This window comes from Brevibacterium sp. Lmc1, from assembly GCF_057654315.1.
This window is the reverse complement of record NZ_CM172803.1, coordinates 1670883-1697166: the sequence shown is the minus strand read 5'-3', so window position 1 is coordinate 1697166 and position 26284 is coordinate 1670883. Positions and strand designations below refer to the sequence as shown.

The 26284-nt window shown below is 65.2% G+C and carries 21 protein-coding genes; 9 read left to right on the top strand and 12 right to left on the bottom strand.

Annotated elements, in window-relative coordinates; genetic code table 11:
• Positions 1-136: 136 nt before the first annotated feature.
• Positions 137-5017, bottom strand: a complete 4881-nt coding sequence (locus tag AC239G_RS07420) for an NAD-glutamate dehydrogenase (protein WP_248283826.1) — start codon at positions 5015-5017, stop codon at positions 137-139.
• Between the two features lie 141 nt (positions 5018-5158).
• On the opposite strand from AC239G_RS07420, the gene AC239G_RS07415 reads away from it, so the two are divergent.
• The gene (locus AC239G_RS07415; RefSeq protein WP_139466790.1) at positions 5159-5623 is read left to right on the top strand and encodes a DUF2505 domain-containing protein; all 465 of its coding nucleotides are present in this window, start codon (positions 5159-5161) and stop codon (positions 5621-5623) included.
• Positions 5624-5642: 19 nt separating this feature from the next.
• On the opposite strand, the gene AC239G_RS07410 is transcribed toward AC239G_RS07415, so the two are convergent.
• From AC239G_RS07410 to AC239G_RS07400, 3 genes are read right to left on the bottom strand one after another with little or no spacing between them, the layout of a single operon-like run.
• Positions 5643-6119, bottom strand: coding sequence for a DUF6912 family protein (locus AC239G_RS07410; protein ID WP_139466789.1), 477 nt, complete (start codon positions 6117-6119; stop codon positions 5643-5645).
• 10 nt (positions 6120-6129) lie between these two features.
• Positions 6130-7407 carry a CpaE/TadZ family protein gene (locus AC239G_RS07405; protein WP_181270383.1) on the bottom strand — a complete coding sequence of 426 codons (1278 nt, stop codon included), beginning with the start codon at positions 7405-7407 and terminating at the stop codon, positions 6130-6132.
• Complete coding sequence (locus AC239G_RS07400; RefSeq protein ID WP_181270382.1) at positions 7407-8054, bottom strand: SAF domain-containing protein; 648 nt, start codon at positions 8052-8054, stop codon at positions 7407-7409. The genes AC239G_RS07405 and AC239G_RS07400 overlap by 1 nt, the downstream gene beginning before the upstream one ends.
• Before the next feature lie 159 nt (positions 8055-8213).
• Between AC239G_RS07400 and AC239G_RS07395 the strand changes: the two genes are divergently transcribed.
• Positions 8214-8435, top strand: coding sequence for a helix-turn-helix domain-containing protein (locus tag AC239G_RS07395; protein WP_025780784.1), 222 nt, complete (start codon positions 8214-8216; stop codon positions 8433-8435).
• 37 nt (positions 8436-8472) lie between these two features.
• On the opposite strand, the gene AC239G_RS07390 is transcribed toward AC239G_RS07395, so the two are convergent.
• Positions 8473-8988, bottom strand: coding sequence for a hypothetical protein (locus AC239G_RS07390; protein WP_181270381.1), 516 nt, complete (start codon positions 8986-8988; stop codon positions 8473-8475).
• Between the two features lie 149 nt (positions 8989-9137).
• On the opposite strand from AC239G_RS07390, the gene AC239G_RS07385 reads away from it, so the two are divergent.
• Positions 9138-10040 carry a hypothetical protein gene (locus tag AC239G_RS07385; protein ID WP_487490028.1) on the top strand — a complete coding sequence of 301 codons (903 nt, stop codon included), beginning with the start codon at positions 9138-9140 and terminating at the stop codon, positions 10038-10040.
• Positions 10037-10507 carry an Rv3235 family protein gene (locus tag AC239G_RS07380; protein ID WP_139466776.1) on the top strand — a complete coding sequence of 157 codons (471 nt, stop codon included), beginning with the start codon at positions 10037-10039 and terminating at the stop codon, positions 10505-10507. Before AC239G_RS07385 ends, AC239G_RS07380 begins: the two co-directional genes overlap by 4 nt.
• Before the next feature lie 18 nt (positions 10508-10525).
• Here AC239G_RS07380 and secA read toward each other — a convergent pair whose 3' ends face one another.
• From secA to mtrA, 7 genes are all read right to left on the bottom strand, one after another.
• The gene (secA, locus tag AC239G_RS07375; RefSeq protein ID WP_139907480.1) at positions 10526-13216 is read right to left on the bottom strand and encodes a preprotein translocase subunit SecA; all 2691 of its coding nucleotides are present in this window, start codon (positions 13214-13216) and stop codon (positions 10526-10528) included.
• Positions 13217-13270: 54 nt separating this feature from the next.
• Positions 13271-14512, bottom strand: coding sequence for a winged helix-turn-helix domain-containing protein (locus AC239G_RS07370; RefSeq protein WP_259356631.1), 1242 nt, complete (start codon positions 14510-14512; stop codon positions 13271-13273).
• 86 nt (positions 14513-14598) lie between these two features.
• A complete protein-coding gene (gene hpf / locus AC239G_RS07365; RefSeq protein WP_139470306.1) occupies positions 14599-15261 on the bottom strand; it encodes a ribosome hibernation-promoting factor, HPF/YfiA family in 663 nt (220 codons plus the stop codon).
• 66 nt (positions 15262-15327) lie between these two features.
• A complete protein-coding gene (locus AC239G_RS07360; RefSeq protein ID WP_139470303.1) occupies positions 15328-16050 on the bottom strand; it encodes a ComF family protein in 723 nt (240 codons plus the stop codon).
• Between the two features lie 137 nt (positions 16051-16187).
• Entirely contained in the window at positions 16188-17918 is a 1731-nt protein-coding gene (locus AC239G_RS07355; protein WP_229663890.1) for an LpqB family beta-propeller domain-containing protein, read from the bottom strand.
• On the bottom strand, positions 17915-19858 hold the full coding sequence (gene mtrB / locus AC239G_RS07350) for an MtrAB system histidine kinase MtrB (protein ID WP_487490027.1): 1944 nt from the start codon (positions 19856-19858) through the stop codon (positions 17915-17917). The genes AC239G_RS07355 and mtrB overlap by 4 nt, the downstream gene beginning before the upstream one ends.
• On the bottom strand, positions 19855-20535 hold the full coding sequence (gene mtrA, locus AC239G_RS07345) for an MtrAB system response regulator MtrA (RefSeq protein WP_062861422.1): 681 nt from the start codon (positions 20533-20535) through the stop codon (positions 19855-19857). The genes mtrB and mtrA overlap by 4 nt, the downstream gene beginning before the upstream one ends.
• A 343-nt stretch (positions 20536-20878) precedes the next feature.
• Here mtrA and AC239G_RS07340 point away from each other — a divergent pair, with 343 nt between their 5' ends.
• The 5 genes from AC239G_RS07340 to AC239G_RS07320 are packed head-to-tail and all read left to right on the top strand — an operon-like array spanning position 20879 to position 26278.
• Positions 20879-21928: a DUF7847 domain-containing protein gene (locus tag AC239G_RS07340; protein WP_139470300.1), complete on the top strand. Its 1050-nt coding sequence runs from the start codon at positions 20879-20881 to the stop codon at positions 21926-21928.
• Complete coding sequence (locus AC239G_RS07335; protein WP_487490026.1) at positions 21925-22653, top strand: DUF4129 domain-containing protein; 729 nt, start codon at positions 21925-21927, stop codon at positions 22651-22653. Before AC239G_RS07340 ends, AC239G_RS07335 begins: the two co-directional genes overlap by 4 nt.
• Complete coding sequence (locus AC239G_RS07330) at positions 22650-23909, top strand: DUF4350 domain-containing protein (protein WP_172168862.1); 1260 nt, start codon at positions 22650-22652, stop codon at positions 23907-23909. The genes AC239G_RS07335 and AC239G_RS07330 overlap by 4 nt, the downstream gene beginning before the upstream one ends.
• Entirely contained in the window at positions 23906-24991 is a 1086-nt protein-coding gene (locus AC239G_RS07325) for an AAA family ATPase (RefSeq protein WP_139470294.1), read from the top strand. The genes AC239G_RS07330 and AC239G_RS07325 overlap by 4 nt, the downstream gene beginning before the upstream one ends.
• On the top strand, positions 24992-26278 hold the full coding sequence (locus AC239G_RS07320; RefSeq protein ID WP_487490025.1) for a DUF58 domain-containing protein: 1287 nt from the start codon (positions 24992-24994) through the stop codon (positions 26276-26278).
• Positions 26279-26284: the final 6 nt, after the last annotated feature.

The following is a 26284-nucleotide window of genomic DNA, read 5'->3' as shown; positions in this document are numbered from 1 at the left end:
ACCGAGGCGACTGTGTCCGCACGATCCCAACTGACCTGCCGATCGTGGTCAACCTGCCGGTCACCGCTGTCGAACCGATCAGGAGTGTCCGGCCGGTCGCGGGCGACCATGGTGTCGACCGCGACCGCAATCGGCCTCAGCCGTTGTGTTCGCTCTCCCAGGCCGAGGAGCGGACCATCGACCGCAGTGAGCGCAGCAGCACAGACAGCGGCGCCTGGGTGACGGAATCGAGACCGAGGATCGTCTCCGTCGTCTCCAGCACCCGTCCCACGACAGTCTCGTTGCGTTCGAGCCATTCGGCCAGGCGCTGCTTCGCCCGTTCGTCCGGGGTTCCGGAGATCGGCGAATCCGTGGCGGCCAGAACCGTGCCGGTCACCGACAGGATCGCGGCGTAGTAGTCGTCACGCATGGATCCGCGGGCCAGCGCAGACCACCGGTCGCTGCGATCGAGCTCTCCGATGAGGGTGAGGATCTGCGAACCGGAGAAGCGTTCGTTCACGGCGTAGTAGACCTCTGCGACATCCTCGGCGGATTCGTTCGCCCGAGCTGCCAGCTGGGTGATGTCGAGCAGCACGAACTCGTCGAGCAGGGCGGCGGAGCGCCACGCGAGTTCGCTCGGCACGCCTTCGTCGATGTAGCTCTGCGCCTTCGCCTGCATGGTCTCGGCATCGTAGCCGTCGACGAGGTCCGGGACCCGGGAGCGCAGTGCTTCGACGACCTTTCCGTACATCTCGATGCCGGAATCGACGTCGAGGCTGTCCGGCGCCTGCTGCACGAGCCAGCGCGAGGAACGATCGAGGACACGCACATAGTCGTGCTGGAGTTTCACCTGCACCTCGGTCGGCACCTGGTTGTCGAGTGCGCACACTGCGTCGAAGAAGTCATCGAGTCCGAAGATCTCCGAGACCACGACGAACACGCGTGCGATCTGCGGCACCGACGCCGGTGTCTCTTCCAACATCCGGTAGATGTAGGTCAGTCCGCCGCGGTCGACGAGCCGGTTGACGAGCTTCGCCGTCGCGATCTCCCGGTGCAGCGGGTGTTCGGGGATGAGTTCGCCGTATTTCTCCTGCAGAGCATCCGGGAAGTAGGACACGAGTTCGCGCCGCATCCACGTCTCGTCCGGCACGGTGCTGGCAAGGACCTCATCGGCGGCGTGCATCTTCACATAGGCCAGCAGCACGGCCAGTTCAGGCGACACGTAGTAGCTGAACTCGCGTTTGGCGAGCTCATCGGCGTTGGGCAGGAATTCGACCGCCCGGTCGAGATCGGCGTTCTTCTCCAGATAGCCCAGCAGCCGGCCATAGGTGCCCGACATCGATTCGGTCTGGGCCCGAGCCTCGCCGAGGACGACGTTCTGCGAGTAGTTGTTCGCCAGCACCCGGTCGGCGACCTGGTCGGTGAACGAGTGCAGGACCGCCTCCCGTTCTTCCGCGGCGAAGGCTCCCTTGTGCAAGAGCGTACGCAGGAGCAGCTTGATGTTGACCTCGTGGTCGGAGCTGTCGACGCCGGCCGAGTTGTCGACGGCGTCGGTGTTGACCTCGACGCCGCCCAGGGCGGCCTCGACACGTCCCAGCTGTGTCACACCGAGATTGCCGCCCTCGCCGATCACCCGCGCCCGCACATCGGCGCCGTCGATGCGGATGGCATCGTTGGACTTATCGCCGACGTCGGCGTGGCTCTCGCTCGAGGCCTTGATATAGGTGCCGATACCGCCGTTGTAGACGAGGTCGACCGGTGCCTTGAGGATCTCCGACATGAGGTCGGCGGGGCTGCGCTTTCCGGGTTCGACTCCGAGCACCGAGGCGGCTTCGGGGCTGAGGTCGATCGACTTCGCCGACCGGGAGAAGACTCCGCCTCCTGAGGAGATGAGGTCCCTGTCGTAGTCCTGCCAGCTCGAACGCGGCAGGTCGAAGAGGCGTTGGCGTTCGACGAAGCTGCGGGCGGCGTCGGGGTTCGGATCGAGGAAGATGTCCCGGTGGTCGAATGCCGCGACGAGGCGGATGTGCTCGCTGCGCAGCATGCCGTTGCCGAAGACGTCACCGCTCATATCGCCGATGCCCACGACGGTGAAGTCCTCGGCGGCGGTGTTGAGTCCGAGTTCGCGGAAGTGGCGTTCGACGGATTTCCACGCGCCCCGGGAGGTGATGGCCATCGCCTTGTGGTCGTAGCCGACCGATCCGCCGGATGCGAAGGCGTCGCCGAGCCAGAATCCGCGTCGTTCGGCGATCGCGTTGGCCACATCGGAGAACCGTGCCGTGCCCTTGTCGGCGGCGACGACGAGATAGTAGTCGTCTCCATCGTGGCGGACGACACGGTCGGGGTGGACGACGACGCTGGAGTCGTCGCTGCCGTAGGTGAGGTTGTCCGCAACCTCGAGCATGGTTTCGATGAACACCTCGTAGGCGGCCTGACCGGCGGCCATCCACGCGTCCCGATCGCTCATCGGCGGCAGCTGCTTGGGGAAGAAGCCGCCCTTCGCCCCGGTGGGCACGATGAGCGCGTTCTTGACCATCTGGGCCTTGACGAGACCGAGGACTTCAGTGCGGAAGTCATCGCGACGATCCGACCACCGCAGCCCTCCGCGGGCGACGGTGCCGAAACGCAGGTGCACGCCCTCGACCTGCGGGGAATACACCCACATCTCCAGAGCCGGCTTCGGCTTCGGCACGAAGCTGAGCTCGTCGGGCCGGATCTTGAGCACCAGGGCGGTGGGCAGAGCACCGGATTCGTCGATGTAGTAGTTCGTGCGCAGGGTCGCCCGCAGCAGTTCCAGCGAGGAGCGCAGCACACGGTCGGCGTCGAGGCTGGCCACTTCGCTGAGGGCGGCTTCGATCGCGTCGTCGATCTCGGTCATCGTCGCTTCGCGTCCGGCGTCGTCGACGTCGGGATCGAACTTGGCGGAGAAGTAGTCGACGAGCAGCTTCGAGATCTGCGGGTTGTCGCTGTAGACCTCACCGACATAGGCGTCGGAATAGGTGAAGCCCGCCTGGCGCAGGTACTTGCCCAGTGCGCGGATGATCGTCACATGCTGCCAGGAGAGTCCGGCGACGACGAGGCGGTCGAAGACCCCAGCTTCCTTCTTGCCGTCCCAACCGGCCATGAAGGCCTCGGCGATGCGGTCGTAGTCGTCATCGGCCAGCTCTTCCGAGAAGCTGAGTCCGAAGTCGTAGATGTAACGATGTGAACCGTCGGCGAGGTCGAGTTCGTGGGGTCGTTCGTCGACGACGTCGGCGCCGAAGGCCGTGAGGAAGGGCAGGACCTCGGACAGGCTGACCCGGTCACGACGATAGAGGACGAGGCGCACAGAGGCGTCGGTGTTCTGTTCGGGACGGTAGAGGCGCACCGCCGGACCGTGACCGGCGTCGAGGGCTTCGAACCGACCGACATCGGCGACCGCCTCGGCGGGGGTGTGGTGCTCGCCGTAGCTGGGAGGGAACGCCTTCGACCACAGGTCGGCCCGGGCATGCGAGGCGCCGGAATCGCCGGTCTCGGCGGGGACGAGGAACGCGTGGACGTCTTCGGACCAGGAGCGAACGGCCCCGACGATGCGTGCCTCGACCTCGTCGGCGCCGATCTGCGGCAGTTCGCAGTCACGGGCGACGCGGGCCACGAAGTGGATGCGGGCCAGCGCGGATTCACTCAGCAGCACATCGAAGTCGACGCTGTCGGCGTTGTAGAACTTGCGCAGCACTTCCTGCACGCGCACTCGAGCGTCGGTGTTGTAGAGGTCGCGCGGGAGGTAGAGGATGACGGAGACGAAGCGCTGGTAGGGGTCGGTGCGGACGAACACGCGGGACTCACGACGCTCCTGCATGTCGACGATCTCCATGACGACGTCATAGATCTCCTCGGTGCCCTCGTGGAGCAGGTCCTCGCGGGGATAGTTCTCAAGGACGCCGAGAAGTTCATTGGCCGAGTGGGATCCGGTGGGGAATCCGCTGGCCGAGAGGATCTTCGCGACCTTCCTGTCGATGACCGGGATGTTGAGGACGCTGTCGTTGTAGAACTCGGGTTTGAACACTCCGACGAAGCGCCGCTCGCCGACGATCTCACCGTCGGCATCGAAGGTCTTCACGCCGATGTAGTCCATGAATGAGGATCGGATGACGCGGGAGCGGGAGTTCGCCTTCGTCAGCACCAGCACATGCGGTTCGAGCGCTTTGTCGGCGACCGCCCGGCTGAGCGGTGACTTCACGAGGGGGCGCAGTGCGGAGATGCCCATCGAGGTGTCCTCGATCGGTTCGAGGCTGCTGTGTTCGGCGTCGTGGGTGTAGTCGTATTCGCGGTAGCCGAGGAAGGTGAAGTGTCCGTCGAGCCAGGTGAGCAGGGCGGCGGCGGATTCGGCTTCTGAGGCCAGCTCCGGGCGCGGCGCGTGTGCGCTCAGCTCGGCGGCGATGTCTTTGGCCTTCGCGGCCATCGCCTGGGCATCGCGCGCTGCCGCGGCCACGTAGTCGAGGACCCCGCGCAGCCGTTCTTCGAGTGCATCGAAGTCGCTTTCGGAGATGCGGTCGATCTCGAGGCGGATCCAGGACTGCTGCTGTGGGGCGCCGTCTTCGCTGTCGGCAGGATCTTCGGAGACCGTCGGAATGCTCGCCGTGTCCGCACTGAGCGTGGGGGCCTCTGCCGGGGAGAGGATCTTCTCGTCCGGGCCGTTGCCGGTGACTGTGATGATCGGGTGGTGCACGCGGCGGATCGCCCTGCCGTTGGCAGCGAGGTCGCTGACGATCGAGGACACGAGATGGGGCATATCGGCGAGCACGATGGCGATGACCGTGTGGTTGTCGCTGAATTCCGGCGAGTCGACGCTCGGATTGTAGATCGCGATCGCCGGACGCTCACCGTCGTATTCGGTGCCGAGCGCGAAGTGACGGGCCGCCGCGGCCGCGTAGGCCTCGGGATCGGTCGCCCCTGTTTCGAACCGCGGATAGTACGCATCGAGGAAGTTGTCGGGAGCCGATTGCCCCCTCTGCTTTCTCCACTCTTCTGCAACGTTCGAAATTGAGACCTGAGTCACTGTTTCACCTCTATGATCAACGAGCATTCGTCACGCGATTCGACGCCGAATCGTCATTCCCCACACTATGCCCAAATATCGAGAAAGGCACGCCGAGCGGCCTACGGTGAAGTACCGTTCATTCGCTGGCAAACTGGAGCTATGCGATCTCTGACTCTCAATCATGAATATTCGGTTGATCTGTCGACATTCTTGGCCAAACTCGCCGACCCCGGCGTGTGGGAGAAGCTCGGTTCCGAGGCCAGTGCCGAATACATCGACCCCGACACGGAGATGACCGTGCGGACCCCGATGCCCAAGGCCGAGCTTCCATCGGCTCTGGCCTCTCGGCTTCCCGACAACACCGTGCTGGTCGAGGTGTACATGATTCCCGGGGATGTCCTCGGTGATGATGCCGAGATCCGCATGTCCGCACGCGCCGCAGGCGTCCCCGTCGAGATCGATGCGGTCCTCGAACTGCGCGAGGCCGAGTCAGTGACGAAGCTGGCCGCTCATGCCGAGATCAGCTCGTCGATCCCGATGTTCGGCGCAATGATCGAACAGGCTGTGGTCCCGATCCTGGAGAAGCGCCTGAGCGACCGGCTGCGCCGCTTCGAATCCGCCTGATCCCGGGGCCGGCGTCGGTTCAGGCCTGGTCGCCGAGCAGCTGTTCCAGTTCGGAAGAGTCGTACCACAGCAGATCGGAAGCGCCGAGGTGGTCCTCGGCTGCACTGGAGTCCGTGTCCTCGGCCAGCTGCACCGCCTCATCCCAGACGGCGTCCTCGTCGAGGTGGAAGCTCGCAATCCGGACCATGTCGACATCGGCAAGGGTGATGAGCTCGAAGCCTTCGGTCAGCGGCGCGGCCGGGCTGGACTCTGGGGCGTCATAGGCCACGATGACACGCCGCTCGGGAGCCGCCTCGGTGCCGGTCTCGGCTTCAGCAGGAGCGAACACTGCGTTCGCGGCCAGTGCCGCGGCGATGCACATGGCGTCGAATTCAGCGGATTCGAACTCCTCACCGCGCAGACGGCGCCCCTGAGCGTCGGGGGCGACGGCGCGGACGTCGGTCAGCGTCGAACGCAGCGCGGTCAGGGTGGTGGGAATGTAGCAGCGAATGGCCATGCCCCTCATCCTAGTCCTGTGGTCCGCTCCCCTGGCTCACCCTGACTTTCTGCGGGCGTCCGCGGCGGCCGGCGCCGCGACGGTCACGGCCTCCGACGGATCTGCGGGAACGGCGGCGACCCGGCAGCAGCTCGTCGATCATCGCCGCGAGGTCCCCGACGAGGACGGACCGGGGATTCTGCTCGTGCAGGGTGTGGCCGGCGAGCATCGCCGCATCGGCCGTGGGCCGGTCATCTCTGAGAATGAAGTCCGGAGTGATCCGGGCGAATCGGTCGAGGACTTCACTGATCCGTGTCTCAGCGGGATGGCCGACCGCACTCGGGCGCACCTTCGTGATCACCAGCCGCATCTTCTCGCGCACCGCCTCGGCCCGTGGTGTGCCGAGGAGTTTGACCAGTCGCTGTAGGCCGATCGGCTCCCCTGCTGCGAGGACGAGCACGATATCGGCGGCCTCGAGCGCGGCACGGGTGGCGCAGTGCCGGTCGTAGAAGGGGTCGGCGAGCTCGTCATCGGGATCGATGCGGTCGCTGACGTCGACGATGACGACGTCGTAGACCTTGGCCAGGCGTTTGAGCACAGCCTCGAGGACGGAGGCGCGGATCTCCGGCCACCGCTCGGGCCGAGTCAGCCCGGTCACCGCATGGAAGCTCTCACCGATCGATGCATGCGGCACCGCATGCGCGCCGAATCGCCCCGCCGGGTCAGACTGCGACCGGCAGAGGCTGGCCAGATGCGAAGATTCCTCTGTCAGCCCGAGGGTGGACGCGACCATGCCGGAAACCGTGTCAGCGTCGACGACGACGCTGCGCTTGCCCTGACGGGAGGCCTGATCAGCGAGGTTGACGGCAGTGAGAGTGCGTCCGGGCGACGAACCGGTCCCCCAGACCGTGATGATCATTCCCGCTCCCCCGACCGGCCCCGGCGGCGACATCGGACGCGGCGGGACCACGGTGGAGGCACGGAGGTCGTCGATCGCCGCGGCCATCGTCGTCGGGTCGGCGTCCGTTGCGACGACGGCGCTGATGCCGACTGCTTCGAGGGCGTGCGCGTCGTCGCCGAATCCGAGCACCTTCGCACCGGAGGCCGTGATCGCGGCAACCACCTCCGCGTCGAGGCCGGGAAAGTAGCGGCCGATGATGACGACATCGGCTCCGCCGGTGCGGCAGTGTGCCAGCAGCTCCACCTCGTCGGCGGGGCGGGCGACGATCGTGACGTCGTCGATCTCGCTGAGCAGCTCGAAGAGGATGAGGTCGTATTCGAAGTCGACCGCCAGCAGGACCTGCGTCATCACTGCTCGCTTTCATCGGCAGGAACGGACGGGGCACCGACCACGGAGAGCACACTGCGTCCGTCGAGTGCGGCAAGCACGCCGGGCAGGTCCACCGAGCCGACGAACACTTCGATGCGGGCGCCGTCACCTGCCCCGAAGCTGCCTACATCTCGATTGATATGAGCGACCGGGGCCGAATCGACGATCTGCTCCGGCGGTGAGCCGTCATCGTCGAGCCCGTTCTGCTCCGGCTGGGCCCAGACGTCGACGAGGCTGCCCGAGTCGACGACGCTCGGGACTGAGCCGGCGATGTCGATGGCTACGACTCGCCCCTCGAGTTCTGACACTGGCGCCACCGCCGAGGCAGCCAGCAGTTCGCCTGCCGCCACGACGCTGCGCACGCTCGTATTCGTCGGCAGCTCGGAATCGGCAGAGAGATACTTCCTGCCGAGATCGGCGAGATTGACCTCGGCCACTGTGAGGTCGGCCGGTTCGAGGATCTCACCGGGGACGAGTGCGCGTGCGCTCGCCCAGACCCGGGTGGTCGAGTTCGCCGAGGTGACGAGCAGGTAGGTTCCGACGACCGCGAGGACGACGAGCATCGCACCGACGAGGAGGCGCGCATCGGTCCAGCGGGGGCGTCGGATTCTTTTCGAGAGCTCCATTGCATCTCCAGATTCGCAGAAGTTTCGCTGACAGAAACTGCTTCTCAGTGATAATATTGGGCATCAAATGATGCCAAAGCAAGGTTTTTGGCCAAATGCACCAACAAGCAGATGGACATCTGGTGGCAGATGGACATTTGGAATGGGAGAAGACACCTCATGGCCGTCGAAAGTCGCTTCCTGCCGCTGACCGATGTGGCCGAGCTGCTCAATGTCTCGATCGCACAGGCTCGGGCCCTGGTCCGCTCCGGCGATCTCCGCGCCATCAAAGTCGGAGGGCGCGGCCAGTGGCGTGTCGAGAAGTCCGAGATCGAAGCGTATATCCAGCGCATGTACGAGCGCACCGAGTACCAGATCAAGACCGGTTCTATCGAGGACTGACCCACTCGCTTCGGCTCTGATCTCCATCATGGACGAGTCATCCGAAGGGATTCGTCCGGGCGTGGACGGCGTTGATCGCCGCGAAGGGAATGATCCTGCCAGCGATTTCGACATAGTCGGAAGCAACGAGCGCGCATCGCCCCCGAATGTTGCCCGCACGGTCCGCGACATCGATCGACACCTCTTCATAGGCGGCTGACCAGCGGCGCAGCGCCGATCCCAGGCCCAATCTCTCCAGCCCGCCAGCGTCGAATCGATGCACTCTCGTGGTCAGCCTGAATCCGCGGACAGCCCTGATTGCAATGACGGAGACTTCGACGCCGGCGAGGACGATGATGTTCCGACCGAGGAAGCACGCCGTCCCCGTGATATCCCGATCCGGCATCGTCACCTGCACCGTCGATCCCAGCGCCCCGCGCATCCGTTCGAGCAGAGTCCTCTCGGCCGCCTGACCGGACACCTCGTCACCGAATTCGCCTCTCCTGACGTGCGCCTGCGCTGCCGCGTCGGCGGCTTCGATATCCGCCAGTAGTGCATCGATCCGATCGTCCATAATCGCCAAGCCTGCCCCAGCTGTAGTCCACTTTCAAGACTTGAAATGAAGACGCACCGAACTACAGTCATGTAGTTAGAGCTGACCCATTGACACCAAATAACATCTAACGGCATCATTATGTTCAATATCCAATGGAGGATGTCTAGATGTATCTCTTGATCGCATGTGCGAGTTCGTGGCTGGTCCTGCTCGGTTCGTTCGCCGCTGCGTGGGAGCGGCTTCCTCAGCCGTGGACGACCAGCGACGTCGTCGTCATCGTCATCATCGGCACCGGATCGTTCCTGTTCGCACGGATCGGACTCATCTCTCTGCTGGCCCTGCTGCTGCAGGTCCTTCCCACCGGCCGTTTCCGGTCGGCGCTTGCCGGATTGGTCGTCAAGGCAATGCCCCGGATACTCGCGTCGAGTGTTCTTGCCATCGTCTCTGCCGGCCTCGTGGTCCACTCCGCTCAAGCAGCACCGCTCGCTGGTCCCGGCCCTGACCCCGCATCGTCCGCACAGGCTCCTTCCGTCGCTGCGCCGTCTGCGCATACTCCGTCCGCCCCTGCCGACCCCGGCTGGCCGACGATCGACGATGATCAGAGCTCTGCGGACCCATCCGACGATGCGGGACGGTCTCAGGATGAGCAGCCGCCAGACGGTTCCAAGCCGCGTAAGGAATCCGAGCCACCCGACCGAGTCCGCCCGCCCGATCCCGGCTGGCCCACAGAACCGCCCGCAGACAGAGCGCCTTCAGCACCACCGACCGACCGGCCGTCGAACGGGCCGATGGAGGGGCCCGGCGAATCCGACCGGTCAGGCGAATCCGACCACAGCAGGGAGCCGAATGAGCCAGGCGACAGTGACTCTGCAGCCGAGCCTACGGATCCTGAAACCGCCACACATGTTGTGGCTCAAGGGGAAAGCCTGTGGTCGATAGCTGCCGATCTGGCCGAGACCCCAGAAGAGATCCCCCAGCTCGTCGCGCACGTCTATGCCGCCAATGAGGACACCATCGGACCCGATCCGAGCCTCATCATCGCAGGTCAGAGATTGGAGATTCAGAAATGACCGCCCCACTCACCCTCACTCGGCCGCAGGCGTCGGCACCGCCTCGGCGAGAGGTCGCAGCGTCGTCCACGGAATCGCAGAATCGCCGGGTCAGCGGGCAGGTCCGGGGCCTGGAAATCGCGGACGACCGGGCGCGGATCGCGGCCACGGCCACCTCGTTGGCGGTAGCCTGCCTCGAAGTCCTCTCCGGCGTCAGACGCAGCGAGACGATCGCCCGATGGGTCCAACCGGAGCTGCTGGCGAAGATCGACCACCGCTGTCAGCTGCGCGCCGAGGTGGCACCCCACAGGGCGACCGTGCCCGGAACACGGACGGTGAGGCCGGGAACGGCGCACGTCTGCCAGATCAGCCCTGAGATCGCCGAGGTCACAGTCATCGTGGCCGCCGCAAATCGCGTCCGGGCGGTGGCAGTCCGCTTGGAACTGCTCACTACCCGGTGGACGCTGACTGCGCTGCAGACGATGTGAGCCGCTGTCGGCTCGGAGTCAGCTCTTGGCCTTCTTCTTCGCGCGACGTTCGGCGCGATTGACCGGAGCCGGCTCGTCTTCGTCTTCGGATTCGGAAACCGAGGCGGAACCACCCTCGGACGGCGCCGACAGCTGCATCTTGGGAGTCTTGTGACGCAGCTCCTCAGCGTCGACCTCGACCTCGGGTTCGTCACCATCGGAACCGGCCGATGAGGTCACCTGAACCTGCAGAGTATTGGTCAGGCGAACGACGTCCTCCTTGATCCCGTCCTGCATGGTAGTGAACATCTCGAAGCCCTCGCGCTGGTATTCCACCAGCGGATCGCGCTGGGCCATCGCCCGCAGTCCGATGCCGTTCTTGAGGTAGTCCATCTCGTAGAGGTGCTCACGCCAGCGCTTGTCGATGACAGAGAGCACCACGCGGCGTTCGAGTTCGCGGGTGGCATCCTCTCCGAGTTCCTCTTCGCGCTGGGAGTAGAACAGTGCGATGTCGGACTGGATCTCCTGATTGAGGCGGTTCTTCGTCAGGTTGCCGAGGCCACCGAGTTCCTCGGCGAGGTCGTCGGGGGTGATCGACGGTGAGTAGATCTTTCCGAGAGCCTCGAAGAGCTCGTCGACCTGCCATTCCTCGACCGGTCCCGTCGTCGCCTGGGCGACATAGGCGTCGATGACCTCTTCACGGAAGTTCGCGACCTGATCTTCGAGGTCGGCGCCGTCGAGCACACGGCGGCGCTCATCGTAGATCACAGTGCGCTGACGGTTGAGCACATCATCGTATTTGAGCACGTTCTTGCGCTGCTCGGCATTGCGCTGCTCGATCTGCGACTGGGCCGAGAGGATGGCACGGGAGACCATCTTCGATTCCAGCGGCACATCATCGGGCACGTTCGCTGTGGCCATGATCCGTTCGGCAGCCCCCGAACCGAAGAGCCGCATGAGATCATCGGTCAAAGACAGGTAGAACCGGGATTCGCCGGGGTCTCCCTGGCGGCCGGAGCGTCCGCGCAGCTGATTGTCGATGCGACGGGATTCGTGGCGTTCGGTGCCGAGCACATAGAGTCCTCCGAGCTCGACGACCTCTTCGGCCTCTTCCTTGACCTTGTCTTCGGCGGCCTTGAGCACCTCCGGCCATTCGGACTCGTACTGATCCTCGTTCTCGGCAGGGTCGAGGCCTCGACGTTCCATTTCCGCGACCGCGAGAAACTCGGCGTTTCCGCCGAGCATGATGTCGGTACCGCGTCCGGCCATGTTCGTGGCCACAGTGACGGCGTTCTTGCGTCCGGCCATCGCCACGATCGACGCCTCACGGGCGTGGTTCTTCGCGTTGAGGACCTCATGCTTGACGCCGCGTTTGGCTAGATGCTTCGACAGGTATTCGCTCTTCTCGACGCTCGTCGTGCCGACGAGGACGGGCTGTCCGGTCTCGTGGCGTTCGACGATATCGTCGACGACGGCGTCGAACTTCGCGACCTCGTTCTTATAGACGAAGTCGGACTGGTCGACACGCTGCATCGGCTTGTTCGTCGGAATCGGGACGACACCGAGCTTGTAGGTCGACATGAACTCCGCGGCTTCGGTCTCGGCCGTACCGGTCATTCCCGAGAGCTTTTCGTAGAGGCGGAAGAAGTTCTGCAGAGTGATCGTCGCCAGGGTCTGGTTCTCTGCCTGAACCTTCACCCCTTCCTTCGCCTCGATGGCCTGGTGCAGGCCCTCGTTGTAGCGGCGGCCCTTGAGCACACGCCCCGTGTGCTCGTCGACGATGAGGACTTCGCCGTCGAGGACGACGTAGTCCTTGTCTTTCTTGAACAGCTCCTTGGCGCGGATGGCGTTGTTGAGGAAGCTGATGAGCGGGGTATTCTCCGCATCGTACAGGTTGCCGATGCCCAGGTAGTCCTCGACGCGTTCGATTCCGGGTTCGAGGACGCCGACGGTGCGCTTCTTCTCATCGACTTCGTAGTCGCGATCGGTCTTCAGGCGCTTGACGACCTTGGCGAATTCGCCGTACCAGCGGTTCGCATCGCCTTCGGCAGGACCCGAGATGATGAGCGGGGTGCGCGCCTCGTCGATGAGGATCGAGTCGACCTCGTCGACGATGGCGAAGGCATGACCGCGCTGGACGAGCTCGTCCGCGGACCAGGCCATGTTGTCGCGCAGGTAGTCGAAGCCGAACTCGTTGTTCGTGCCGTATGTGATGTCTGCGGCGTACTGCTTGCGGCGCAGGTCCGAGGGCATATTCGCCTGGATGCAGCCGGTCTCCATGCCGAGAAAGCGGAATACGCGGCCCATCAGTTCGGACTGGTAGGTAGCCAGGTAGTCGTTGACCGTGATGATGTGGACCGGATCGCCGGTGAGCGCGTTGAGGTAGGCCGGGGCCGTGGCGACGAGAGTCTTGCCCTCACCGGTCTTCATCTCGGCGATGTTGCCCAGGTGCAGAGCGGCGCCGCCCATGAGCTGGACGTCGAAGTGCCGCAGACCCAGGGTCCGGCTCGATGCCTCACGAACGGTGGCGAAGGCTTCGGGAAGCAGGGAGTCGAGGCTCTCGCCGTCCTTGTAGCGCTCCTTGAACCGGCCGGTTTCCTCCCGCAGTTCGGTGTCCGTCATCTCGCTGAACTCATCGGACAGCTGATTGATGGCATCCGTGTATCGGCGGAGCTTCTTCAGAGTTCTGCCTTCACCTGTGCGCAGAAGCTTCTCGAGGAAATTAGCCACTTTTCTCCTAATCGGCATGTCTGCCGGACAACGACTCGAACGACTGTATAGCCCCTAGCTTAATGGCAGGTGAGTACCTTCGAGGTCCACGGCGGTCAGGCCCAGCCACGCAGCCATCGTCATGAGCTCGTCCGTCAGCTCGGTGATGTGCTCCTCCCCCGGCTCCCATGTCACCTGGTGAGCACGCAGGATGCCCGCCGCCCGATCCCTGTGCAGGTCGACTCGCCCGACGAGGCGATCACCGAGGAGGAACGGAGTGACGTAGTAGCCGTGCACACGCTTGGCCGCCGGGGTGTAGATCTCGATGCGGTAGTGGAAGTCGAAGAGCCATTCGATGCGCGGCCGGTAGAAGACCAAGGGGTCGAACGGCGCCAGCAACGCTCGGGCATTCACGATGCGCGGGGTCCGAGCCTCATGCCATTTCAAGGCGGGTACACCTTCCACGTCGACTTCGCGCAGCTCGCCTGAGGCGACGAGTTCGGTGATGGCGGCGTCGGTCGGTGCCCGCCGCTGCCGAAAGTAGTCGGCGATGTCCTCGGACCGGGAGATCCCCAGGGCACGTGCCGCGATACGGGTGAGTTCGTAGACATTGTTTTCGACCCCGGATATTCCGCGTGGAAGCTCCGCATTCGGGTCCAGCCCCAGCCGAGGATCCTCCGGCGGCCCGTAATTCAATGGCAGCTGCGGCAGCTGGGGTGAGACGTCACGGGCCAGGGCATAGATGCGTTCGAAGTGGTCGTTGCGTCCCGAGGCGCTGATGACTCCACCGGCGAACAGCGCTTCGAGAGCGACTTTCACCTGGCTGGGATTCCAGCCCCAATGTCCGCGGTGGATCTCCGGCAGATCGTGGTCGACCACCTCGGCGACTTCACGTGCCGTCATCGGCCGGGTGGACAGGGCGGTGAGGACGCGAGTCTGGAGGTTTCGGAACTCCTCCCCGGTCTCCGGGTGGCGCTGTCCGAAGTCGTTGCGCCACCATTCGCTGTGGGCGCGGGCGAAGTGCTTCCATGTCTGCGGCGGCACGAAGGCCGCGGCGTGTGCCCAGTACTCGACGCCCATGCGCGGAGAAGAGTAGAAGAGGCGGTCGAGGGTCTCCCGCGGGTAGGGACCCAGACGAGAGTAGAAGGGCAGATAGTGGGATCGGACGACTCGGGCGACTGAGTCGATCTGGGTCAGTCCCAGGGTGGCGAAGACCTTCTTGAGGTGTCGGGCGGTGACCTTCACCGGTCGCGGTCGGTCCAGTCCCGTTGCCGCGATCGCCGTCCTGCGGGCCGCGGCACGTGTCATCCTCTGCATACCCCAACGCTATACCCCAATTGCTACCTGACGGCGGCCCAGCAACCTCGCGCGAGGTTGCTGGGCCGCCGTCAGGTAGTAATTGGTCAGTCGATGGCTTCTTCGAGGTCGTGGTCGAGGGCGATGACTCCGTAGCTCCAGCCCTTACGGCGATAGACGACGGACGGCTTGCTCGACTCTTCGTCGATGAACAGGTAGAAGTCGTGTCCGACGAGTTCCATTCTGTTCAACGCCTCTTCGATGCCGATGGGTGAGGCGGTGAAGGTCTTCTCTCGCAGAACCACCGGCGAATCGCCTTCGGCCTTGATGCGGCCGTTCGTCTGGTCGACGCTGTGGTCCGCTGCAGACTTCGCGTCGTCGGCGTTCGCATCGGGAACCATCGGTTCGGCCACCGGCATCTTCGCCAGCACCTCGGCGGTGGATTCCTTGCGGTGATGTCCCGACCGGGGCACCTTGTGCCGGTCTCTCGCTCGCCTCAGTCGTTCGACGAGCTTCGCCCATGCCAGATCGAGTGCCGCATATTTGTCGCTTGCCATGGCCTCTGCCCGAATTGCCGGTCCCTTCGCCACAACCGTGAGCTCGACCCGCTCACTCGTCTCGGGCTGGCGGGAGTTCTTCTCGTGAGTGACATGCACTTCGACACGCTGAGCGCGAGGGGCAAGCTGCTCGACCTTGGCGATCTTGTCCTCGATGTGGGCTCGAAAGCTGTCGGAGATGGTCAGTTGACGGCCGTTGACAACAATGTCCATGATGTGTCCTTAGCGACTCGCTCGTCGGATTCATCCGATCCCATGCCCTTGGATGGGTAAACACCGTTATACAGTAAAGGGAGAGACAAATCGAGTGCCCCCGCGACCGAGACCGAGAACAGCTCCTACAGCGGGCCTGATCTGCACCGATGCTAGCAGACGTGCGCTTTCTGCCAAGGTTGCGCCGGTGGTGGAGAAGTCATCGATGAGCAGGTCCGTCGGCGCGGATTCGGTGCCCGACACGGGACGGACTTCCGCGATCTCAGCGATTCTCCTCCGGTCGAGATATTGGGTCCGCTGAGCATTCTGAGCCCGCTCGATCGCCCCGAGTCCAACCTGGTCACGCGATCGTTTCGCCGCGAGCACATCGTGGACTTCCAGAGGCAGCTCCGGCGACAGCTCCTTCGCCCGATTCGCCAGGGCGGCCGTATGCGATCCGCCTCGACGACGTCTGGCCCGATCCGAACTGGGCGCCGGAAACAGTCGGATCGCCCCACCCGAGTAGCCGATGAGCTCGAGGGCCGCGACGATCGAACGGGTCAGAGCCAGGGCCAAGGGATCGAGGATGTCCCGGCGTCCGTCGTCCTTGAAGCCGACGACCATCTTCGAGATCTGCGAGTTGTATTCGCAGACCCCGACGACCGGAATCGTGCCGTAGCGCGGTTCCATCGCCCGTGGGATCCCACCGAGCAGCTGCAGGCAGCGGGTGCACAGGGACACGTTCTCCCGCCCGCAGCCGGCACACCGGCGAGGCAGGAGCAGTTCGCCGAACTCCCCGAGCAGCCCCATGGGAGAAATCTACTGCATGCCCGGATCGGGGGGCGGCGATGAGCCGCTTTCCAGAACAGCCGCGCACCGCCGCCCGACGGCCCAGCCGGGAAGGGAAAGGCGCCGTGGGTCAGCGGGGACAGGCAATGCTGTGCGGGTCAACCGGGATAGGAGGGATCCTTCGCTTCGACGTCGACGAGTTTCTGCCAGGCGTTCGAGTTGTAGCTGTACAGCGCGCCATCGGCACCGGTGACCAGGATCGAGCGTCCGTCCACTCCACCGGCGATGCGGCTTCCGTCCGAGACCTCACCGAGCTGTTCAGCAGGGCCGGTGACTCCGATGCGGAACGGCTGCGCTGATTCGCCTTCCCCTGCGGCCAGAGCCACGAGAGACGTCGCCCCTGCCCATGAGACATCCTTGATCTCGTGGAAATTCGCACCCACTTCGATCGGCGTTTCAGAGACATGACCGGCCGGATTGCCCGCCTTGTCCCTGGGGATGCCGACCACATCGACGCGATCCGGTTCCCCTTTGTGGCGACTGAGCAGCGCGATACGAGTGCCGTCTCGGGAGACCTCGATATCGATGAGCTGTCGACCGTTGAGGAAGTCGGCGGCGACGGTGGAGGATTTGCCGTCACGACCGACGGCCTTGAGCTCGCCCTTGTTCTCAGCCTCACCCGTCCATGTCGTGTTGAAGCGATCGATGCTGGGGCGCACGAGCTTCTTGCCCTTGAGGATCGGAGTAGCGTCGACGGCGTCGGACTTCAACCGCATGAGCTGCTTGCCGTCGTCGGCCAGATAGACGTAGAGAGAGTCGTCCAATGACACCGCGGGATCGCTCGCCTTCGCCTTCTTCAGATTCGGACTGTTCTCGACCTTGGCCACGGTGGTGCCCGAAACCCGAGAGAGGTGGTCGTCGGCGAGAACCACGGGTGGCCCGTCCACCTGGACCGACGTATCGGTCTTCGGCTGCAGACTGGCCGGAACCGTCTGCCCGCCGATGCTCAGATCGATTGCCGAGATCGAGGGAATGACCTGCAGGGTGGTGGCGATCTGCTGACGGATAAGTCCCTTTTCGCGGTCGGACGGGGCCGGGTTCTGCGGTCCCAGGGCCACATTGGCGACGCCGTTCTCGATCGTCACCACGTTCGAATCCGAATCGCTGAGCTTGGCACCATCGGGAATCGACGTGATCACCGCTCCCGAGAGGTAGGGAGCGGGTCCGCTGAGCAGCTCGTTCATCAGCACCGTCGGGGTCGAGGAAGACCGGAGGAACCAGCGGGAGTCAGGGACGAGATACGAATAGTCGGAGGTGAAGAACTGCAGCGAATAGTTGAGGAAGATCGTCTGGAAGTCGGTCTGGCTGATGAGAAGCCCGTCCGGCGCCGAGGAGATCCTCCACTCCCCGTTCTCCTGCCGCAGCGAGAATTCCATCGTGGACCGAGTGCCCGGTTCGGTGGAGTTGTACACTCCGGAGGAGTCGACGAGACCGACGACCGGGGGCGAGATGCTCATCGTCTTCTGGTCGGAGGTGGTTCCGACGTTCAAGGAGTCGAGATCTGTGCCGTTGGGCAGCACCGACACCGATTCCTGTGGGCTCCATTTCTGCGCCTCACCCTCGGTGAGGAATGACCGGGCCACGGAGAAGTTGTTGCCGGCGCCCGCTCCTGCACGGAGGAACCCGCGCACGATGTCCGATGGGCTGTCCCCGGGTTCGGGACCGTCGGGGATCCGCGCGTTGTTCGCACCTGCATCGCCCGAGTCGTCTTCGATATGGCCGACAGGCGATGACGTCGGGATCGACGAGCAGCCGACGAGGGTCAAGGCGGTGAACACGGAGACCAACACGGTCTTCACTCGCAGCCCTCTGGGCTTCGTGCGCATCATGACCGTCCTCCTTCTCCGTCGTCCATGCCGTCACCGTCCAGGTCCGGATCGCCGACGTCCGTGGACCGCGGCCCAGTCTCGGCGGTGCCTGTCTCAGAGCCGTCGGCAGCCGCGCTGTCCGACTCGTCGGCGGCGGCCCCATCGTCCGAGACCGCCTCAAAGGAAGTCGTGGTCGTCTCCGGCGATGATGACTGCGGGGCCGCCTCGGCGACGGATTCGTTGTCATCTTCGAGCATCTCCGGCTCGGTTTCGACGACGATCGGGATCGATCCGGTCTGGATGCGGACTGAGCCGTCCGAGGACAGCGGTCCCGCCACGAGCGCGGAACCGCGGATCTGCGCATCGCGAGGCGGCAGAGGCAGAGGTGAGGAGGTGATCTCCTGATCGGGGCGCCGGGGAATCGTCAGCCGGAAGCACGATCCTTCGCCGAGTTTGCCCCAGACCTGCAGCCAGCCGTTGTGCAGGTGCGCGTCCTCGAGTGAGATCGCCAAGCCCAGACCCGACCCGCCGAGGGTGCGCTTGCGTGCCGGATCGGCACGCCAGAACCGGTCGAAGACGTGCTCGACCTGCTCTTCGTTCATGCCCACTCCGTGGTCGCGCACGCTCACAGCCACCGCCTCGGCGTTGGAGGCGACATAGACGTCGACGGGGTTGTTCTCACCGTGTTCGATGGCGTTGACGACGAGGTTGCGCACGATCCGGGTGATCCGCACCCGGTCGACCTCGGCCATGACCGGTGAGGAAGGAGCGTGGACGACGATGGCGGTGTCCATCTGTTCGGCCACCATCGACACGGTCTCGATCACCGAGGTCACGATCGCGCCGATATCGACGGGTTTGGGCACCAGCGCCGCGGCACCGGCATCGTAGCGGGAGATCTCCAGCAGGTCGGAGAGCAGGTTGTCGAACCGTTCTGCCTGCGAGTTGAGCAGTTCCGCGCTGCGCGCGGTGACGGGGTCGAGGTCGTCACGGGAATCGTAGATGAGGTCCGCTGCGGCACGGATCGTCGTCAGGGGTGTCCGCAGTTCGTGGGAGACGTCGGAGACGAACTGCCTCTGCAGCACCGACAGCCGTTCCATCTGCTCGATCTGGTGCTGGAGGGTGTCGGCCATATCGTTGAAGCTCTCACCGAGGACGGCGATCTCATCGTTGCCGTGGACGGGCATGCGTTCGTCGAGGTCACCATCGGCGATGAGCCGGGCCACCTCGGCCCCGGTGCGCACCGGTGTGACGACGAGTCGGGTGACGATCCAGGCGACGGCACCGACGAGGACGACGAGGACGAGGGCGGCGACGAACATCGAACGCTGCACGAAGTTGAGCGTGTCCTGCTGTTCGCTGAGGTCGCCGAGGTAGTAGAGCTGGAACTGGCCGGCGCCCGGGATCTGCAGCTCCTGGGTGATGAGCAGACCCGGTCCGGTCCCGTCGGGCAAGCTCACCGACTGGTAGAGCTTGTCGTCGGTCGGGGCCTTGCGGATGGCCTCGCGGAGTTCATCGGAGACGGGCACCTGCGTGGCCTCACCGTCCTCATTCGACCCACCGGCGGTGATCGTCGAGAAGGAGGAGTTCGGGTCCTTCGGCTGCAGGGTCAGCGAGTACACCGACCCGGCCGAACGGTTGTAGATCGAGGACAGCTGCGAACTCAGCGTGTCCTGGGTGACCGCCTGCCCGTCGACGGGTGCCAGGGAGCGCAGCTCGGCCAGGATCGACCGAGTCTGAGAGGACAGGGAATCCAGGCGGGTGTCGAAGAGACCGCGGGCGATCTGCTGGGACATATAGGTTCCGACGCCGAAGATCGCCACCGAAGTGAGCACGATCGTGAGCACGACGATGCGGACCTGCAGGGAGTGGCTGAACGATCGGAGGATGAAGTTCCAGAACGTCTTCAGCGCCGAGGCCGCGGTGCGAACGGGTCCGTCCGCGGCTGACTCGGAAGTCACGCGGCTCGGCCGGCCTTATAGCCGACGCCGCGGACGGTGACGATGATATCCGGCTTCTCCGGATCGCGTTCGATCTTCGACCGCAGACGCTGCACATGGACATTGACCAGTCGGGTGTCGGCGGCATGACGATAGCCCCACACCTCTTCGAGCAGGGTCTCGCGGGAGAACACCTGCCACGGCTTGCGAGCCAGGGCGACAAGGAGGTCGAACTCGAGAGGGGTCAGCGACACCGGTGATCCGCCCTTGGTCACCGTGTGGCCGGCGACGTCGACGACGACGTCGCCGACGGTCAGCAGCTCGGGAGCCTGCGGTTCGGAGATCCGCAGCCGAGCGCGGACACGGGCGATGAGCTCCTTGGGCTTGAATGGCTTCGGCACATAGTCGTCGGCACCGGATTCGAGGCCGAGGACGACATCGACGGTGTCGGACTTCGCCGTGAGCATGATGATCGGCACCGAGGAGATCTCACGGATCTCCCGGCAGACTTCGAGTCCGTCCTTGCCGGGCAGCATGAGGTCGAGGAGCACGAGGTCCGGATTGACCTTCTGGAATTCTTCGAAGGCCTGGTCTCCGGTGGCGCAGAAGAAGGGCTCGAAGCCTTCGCTTTTGAGCACAATTCCGATCATTTCGGCCAAAGCCGTGTCATCATCAACTACGAGGATTCGAGCGTTCATGCTCCCATTGTCCCTTATGTTCGCGTGTTCTTCGGTTCCCGACACTCCTAGCCTATCGGGCGTTGTCGACTGCCTCATGCACCGGATCCGCCGACAGCGGAGACCGACGGTTCAGCTGCCGCGCCGCACGGCCCCCTGCAGCGGGCCATTCACTCCCCGAGGCCGACCGTCGGAACGGCCGCCCGACCTCCCTCCCGATCGCCTTTCCCGATCGCCCCTCAGACCAACCCCGAACCGTCCCCGGGCCGTCCCCCGACGGCCGGGATCGACACGGCCGACGCGCACCGAATCCGACAGGGAGGCCTCTCGGCACTTGCCGGCGAATCATGGCAGGATTGGCGTGATGGGACAGACGAATGCATGGACCTCGGAGGTCGACTGGCACACCGGCCGCTGGCAGCGGCGTTCGCCGTCCCCGCCCTCGCGCGGATGGCAGCCGCCTCCCCCACGCGGGCTCCTGCCCAAACGTCCGCTGACTTTCATCGAGGCGCTGGATTCGGGATTCCGCCTGCTGCGTTTCGTCCCGACTCTGTCCATCGGCTCCTCTCTCATCGTCTTCTCCCTCTGGAGCCTGCTGCTCGCCGCGATCGGTGCCCTCATCGCAGTGCAGTTCCTGCCGTTCTTCAACGACCTCAGCGGCAATGAGGATGCCGCCTCCGGCTTCATCGCCCTGGCCCAGCTGGGTTCGGTGGCACTCAGCCTGCTCAGCCTCGGTTTGGCCCATCTGCTCTCCGGCATCATCGCCACCGGAACCCGCGCCTCCTTCGGCGCCCGCAGGACCACTCTGTCGATGGCGTGGAAGTCCCTGTCCGGTCGCCGCCTGCGCCTCATCCTGGCCACACTGCTGATGAGTGGAATCAACCTCGGCCTGCTGCTGGCCCTCACCGCCCCGACGCTGCTGTTCCTCGGCGCCGATTCGGCGATCCTCGCCTTAGTCTGGGCCGCATTGGCCGCCCTGCTGTGGTTCGTCGCGCTCATCTGGGTCAACCTGCGCCTGGCGTTCCTGGGTTCGGCGATCGCGGTCGAGGACCTGAGCGTCCGTGCCGGAATCCGCCGGTCTTGGAAACTGACCGGGCGCGGCTTCTGGCGAATGCTCGGCCAGCTGGCGCTCGGTTATTTCCTGTCCAATCAGCTCGTCCAACTCATCATCACCCCGATCGTCTTCATCATCTCGGTTCTCCTGGGCGTCGGCATGACGACGACAACCGAGTCGACGACGGCGCAGGCGGCCATCGCCATCGTCTCCGTGGGTCTGCTGCTCGCACTCACGCTCATCTCCTCCGCCGTCCTCTTCGCCTATTTCGCCTGCCTGGTCACGGTCTGCTTCTTCGATCAGCAGATGCGCTCGGAGGGGCTCGACCTCGTCCTCATCCGCGCCGAGGAGGACCGATGATCCTCTCCCTCATCACCGAGGCGGCCCGCCACCTCCACACCGCCGCGTCCTCCCAGCCGGGCGCGGCACAGCTTCGCGCCGCCTCGGCGAATATCGACCGGGACACCGGCCGCGAATGGGTAGAGCACGAACTCTCGAAACCGGAATACGCCGCCAACGATCTCACCCCCTTGGAACGGATCGGCCGGTGGCTGTCCTCCCTGTGGGATTCGCTCGTCCATGCCGCCCTGGGCGCGAACTCCCCGTGGCTGCTCATCGTCGTCGTCCTCGGCCTCGCCGCGATCGTCGCCTTCATCGTCTGGCGCGTGCGTCGGGCCGGATTCCGCCGTGTCGGCGTCCCGCTGTCCGCATTCGATCCCGTGGTCTCCCAGCCCGAACCGGGCCCGTGGCGCGAGAGCGCGGCCCGGGCCGCGCAGGCCGGGGACTTCGAGACCGCGGTCATCGACGAATCCCGAGCGATCTTCGCGATCCTGTCCGTCAAGCAGATCGTCTCGCTCGAGTCCTCGGCCACAGCGAGTGAGATCGCCCGTTCCGCCGAGGTGGCCCTGCCCGAGCACGGATCCGCCGTCCACGGGGTGGCCGAGGTCTTCAACGACCTCCGCTACGGGGAGGCGACCGCGGCGAAGACACGTGCCGACCGCAGCCTCGGCGAGGTCTATGCGGATCTGTGCGCACTCGACCGGACGCTGAGTGCACTGCCGGTCCGCCGGGAGGCAGCTGTATGAGCGCACAGTTGGATGTCGCCGCCCGCGGCACCCGGTCGACCTCGCGGGTTCCGCTGCGCGCTCGGCTGCGGTCGGCTGCCGTGTGGATCGTCGCGGCCTTCGTCATCCTCGTCACCGTGATCGTGCTCGTGCTGCTGACCGGCGACGAGGAGTCCGCAGAGCCCCTGCACTATGACTCGACGGAGCGCACCGGCACGAAGGCCCTCGTCGAGACCCTGCGCGACCATGACGTCGATGTCACCACCACCGAGGATCAGGAGCAGGCCCGCTCGGCCGCCGCCCGACCCGACACCACCCTGCTCATTCCCGCGAACACCGCGGCTCTGTCCCCCGGGGACATCGCCGGCCTCGAGTACGCTCTGCGCACCCACGGCAACCGGCTCGTCCTCGTCGATCCCGGTCCGACGGTGTCGGAGTTCACCGACCGGATCACGGTCAACGACAACCTCGGCCCGTTGGCCGATCCGGAGGCCACGTCCGCACCGTCCTGCGATTCACCGATCGCCCGCAGTGCCGGTGCCGTGTCCACCGGCGAGGTCGAATACGCGGAGACGGAGAAGGGCACCGAGGGGATCACCGCCTGCTACCCGTTCACCGGCCCGGGGGTCGCCGAGATCGACGGCACCGAGGTGGCTCCAGGGTCTGCGCGCGGACAGTTCCTCACCGATTCGGGCGGTTCCGTTCCGCTGACCGTGCTCGGCAGCCCCGACTGGGTGACCAATGAGAACATCGACGAAGAGGGCAATGCCTCTCTTGTGCTCTCGCAGCTGTCCCAGACGCAGAACCTCGTCGTCTACTATCCGACCTTCGACGGTTCGGGACAGGGGCAGTCGCCTCCGTCGACGATCGATTTCGTGCCCGGCTGGTTCCTCGCAGGAGTCCTGTGGCTGGTCCCCTGCCTCCTCGTCCTGCTGCTCGTCATCGGGCGCCGGTTCGGGCCGCTGGCTCTCGAACGTCTGCCGGTCATCGTGCCTGCCGTGGAGACCGTGCACGGTCGGGCAGCCCTGAGCTCGCGCAGCCACGATCGCGACGGGGCGCTGCACACGCTCCGGGCCGGAGCCCTGCTGCGCATCGCCAAACGACTCGGTCTCAGCCCCGATGCCCGCACACCCGACATCATCGCTCACATCGCGACCGTCACCGGGGCCGATCCGGGCCGTCTCCACTATGTCTTCGTCTCCGCGTCGGCTCACACCGACGCCGAACTCACCGAACTCGTCCATCAGCTCACCCAGATCGAAAGTGAGATCCCATGACTCAGCCGCCCCAGGGCCCTACGAATTCTCAGGAACCGGTCGCCTCTCAGCCTCCGGCCGCACCTCGGCCCCAGGAGCCGGTCGTGCCGCAGACCCCTGCTGCGGACAGCGCGCAGGCTCCGCAGGCTGAGCCGGACCCGCTCAGGGAGGCGTTCACCGGTGTGCGCACCGAGATCGCCAAGGCCGTCGTCGGCCAGGACCAGGCAGTGACGGGAATGCTCATCGCACTGCTGTGCCAGGGTCACGTGCTTCTCGAAGGGGTTCCCGGAGTGGCGAAGACTCTGCTCGTGCGCAGCTTCGCCGCCGCGGTCAGCCTGGACAGCTCGCGTGTGCAGTTCACTCCCGACCTCATGCCCAGCGATGTCACCGGTTCGCTGGTCTACGATGCTTCCGCCTCGGACTTCTCATTCCGTCCCGGCCCGGTTTTCACGAACATCCTCATCGCCGATGAGATCAACCGCACCCCGCCGAAGACCCAGTCGGCCCTCCTCGAAGCGATGGAGGAGCATCAGGTGTCCGTCGGTGGACGCTCACGCAAGCTGCCTGAACCGTTCCTCGTCGCAGCCACCCAGAACCCCGTCGAATACGAAGGCACCTATCCGCTCCCGGAGGCTCAGCTCGACCGGTTCCTCTTCAAGCTCGTCCTCGACCTGCCCGAGCGGGATCACGAATTCGAGATCCTCGACCGCCATGCCCGGGGCTTCGACGCCGGGTCCCTGGCCGCGGCAGGTCTGCGTCCGGTCGCCGATGCCGAACTCATCGGCCGGGCCCGCGAAGCCATCGCCAAGATCTACATCGCCCCACAGATCATCACCTATATCGTCGACCTCGCCCGAGCCACCCGCCAGACCCCGTCCCTGGCCTTGGGCGTCTCACCTCGCGGAGCGACGAGGATGCTCGGAGCCGCCCGCGCTCATGCGTGGCTGAGCGGTCGGCACTATGTCACCCCCGATGACGTCAAAGCTCTGGCCCATATGTCTCTGTCGCACCGGGTCATCCTGCGCCCCGAGGCGCAGATGGACGGTCTGGACGTCGGTCAGGTCCTCGATTCGATCATCGCCACGACCGAAGTGCCCCGCTGAATGACCACCCGACTGTTCCTGCTCACCTTTCTCGGTCTCGTGCCGATCATGCTGGTGCCCTCATGGCCGACGGCCATGATCGTGGCCGGGGTGATCGTCCTGGCAGCGGTTCTCGATTTCTTCTTCGTCCCCCGGATCCACGGGTTGGAAGTCCAGCGCACACCGGGACCGATGGTCCGCCTCGGCGACAGCACCCACAGCACGCTGACTATCATCAATGGGACCAGCCGCCGGCTGCGCCTCCACGTCCGCGACGCCTGGGCACCGAGTGCCGGGGCGGTCGAGACTCGTTCTCGTCACGTGCTGGAACCGGGTGAGCAGACAGAGGTGATCACCGAGCTGGAGCCGACTCGACGAGGCGCGCTGCCCGGCGATCTGGTGACCGTGCGCAGTCGCAGCATGCTCGGGCTCGTCCAGCGGCAGAAGAGCATCGATGTTCCCGCCTCTGTGCGTGTTCTGCCTCCTTTCGTGTCCCGGCGTGAGCTGCCGTCGAAGACGCAGAAGCTGCGGGAGCTCGAGGGACGGTCGGCGGTGATGATCCGCGGGATGGGCACGGAATTCGATTCGCTGCGCGACTATGTCGACGGTGACGATGTCCGGTCGATCGACTGGCGGGCCAGCGCCCGCGCGCAGAACCTCGTGGTCAAGACCTGGCGGCCGGAGAAGGATCGTCGCGTCGTCATCGTCGTCGATTCTTCCCGGTTCGCCGCCCGTCGCTGTGGCGAGGGAACGGTCTTCGACGCCGCGCTCGAGGCTTCGCTGCTGCTGACGGCTCTGGCCACGGGTGCCGGCGATCGGGTCGATGTCATCGTCGCCGATGCCCGGGTGCGGGCCGTCGCGTCGAGCCATCGGGCTCATGATCCGGTCCATGACCTGTCGGTGGCGCTGACGCCCGTGTACCCGGAGCTCTACGAGGCGAACTGGGAGTCGATCGCCGCGGCGGTTCTGCAGACCTCCCGGCAGCAGGCGCTCGTCGTCTTGGTCACTCAGCTCGATGAGGCGACAATCGCCGAGGACATCCTGCCCGTGCTGCCGACTCTCACGACTCACCACCGGGTCGTCGTCGCCGGAGTCGAAGATCCCGCGCTTGCGGTTCTGGCTGCCCGGCGCGGCGACGTCGACGACGTCTATACGGCGGCGGCCGCCGAGGCCGAGATGCTCGCAGCGGCGTCGCTGCAGTCTCGGCTGCGCGGACTCGGTGTCGCTTGCGTCCAGGCTCTGCCGGAGAAGCTTCCCGGAGCGTTGGCCGATCTCTACATCCGACTCAAGGTCACCGGCGGCCTGTGACCGCGA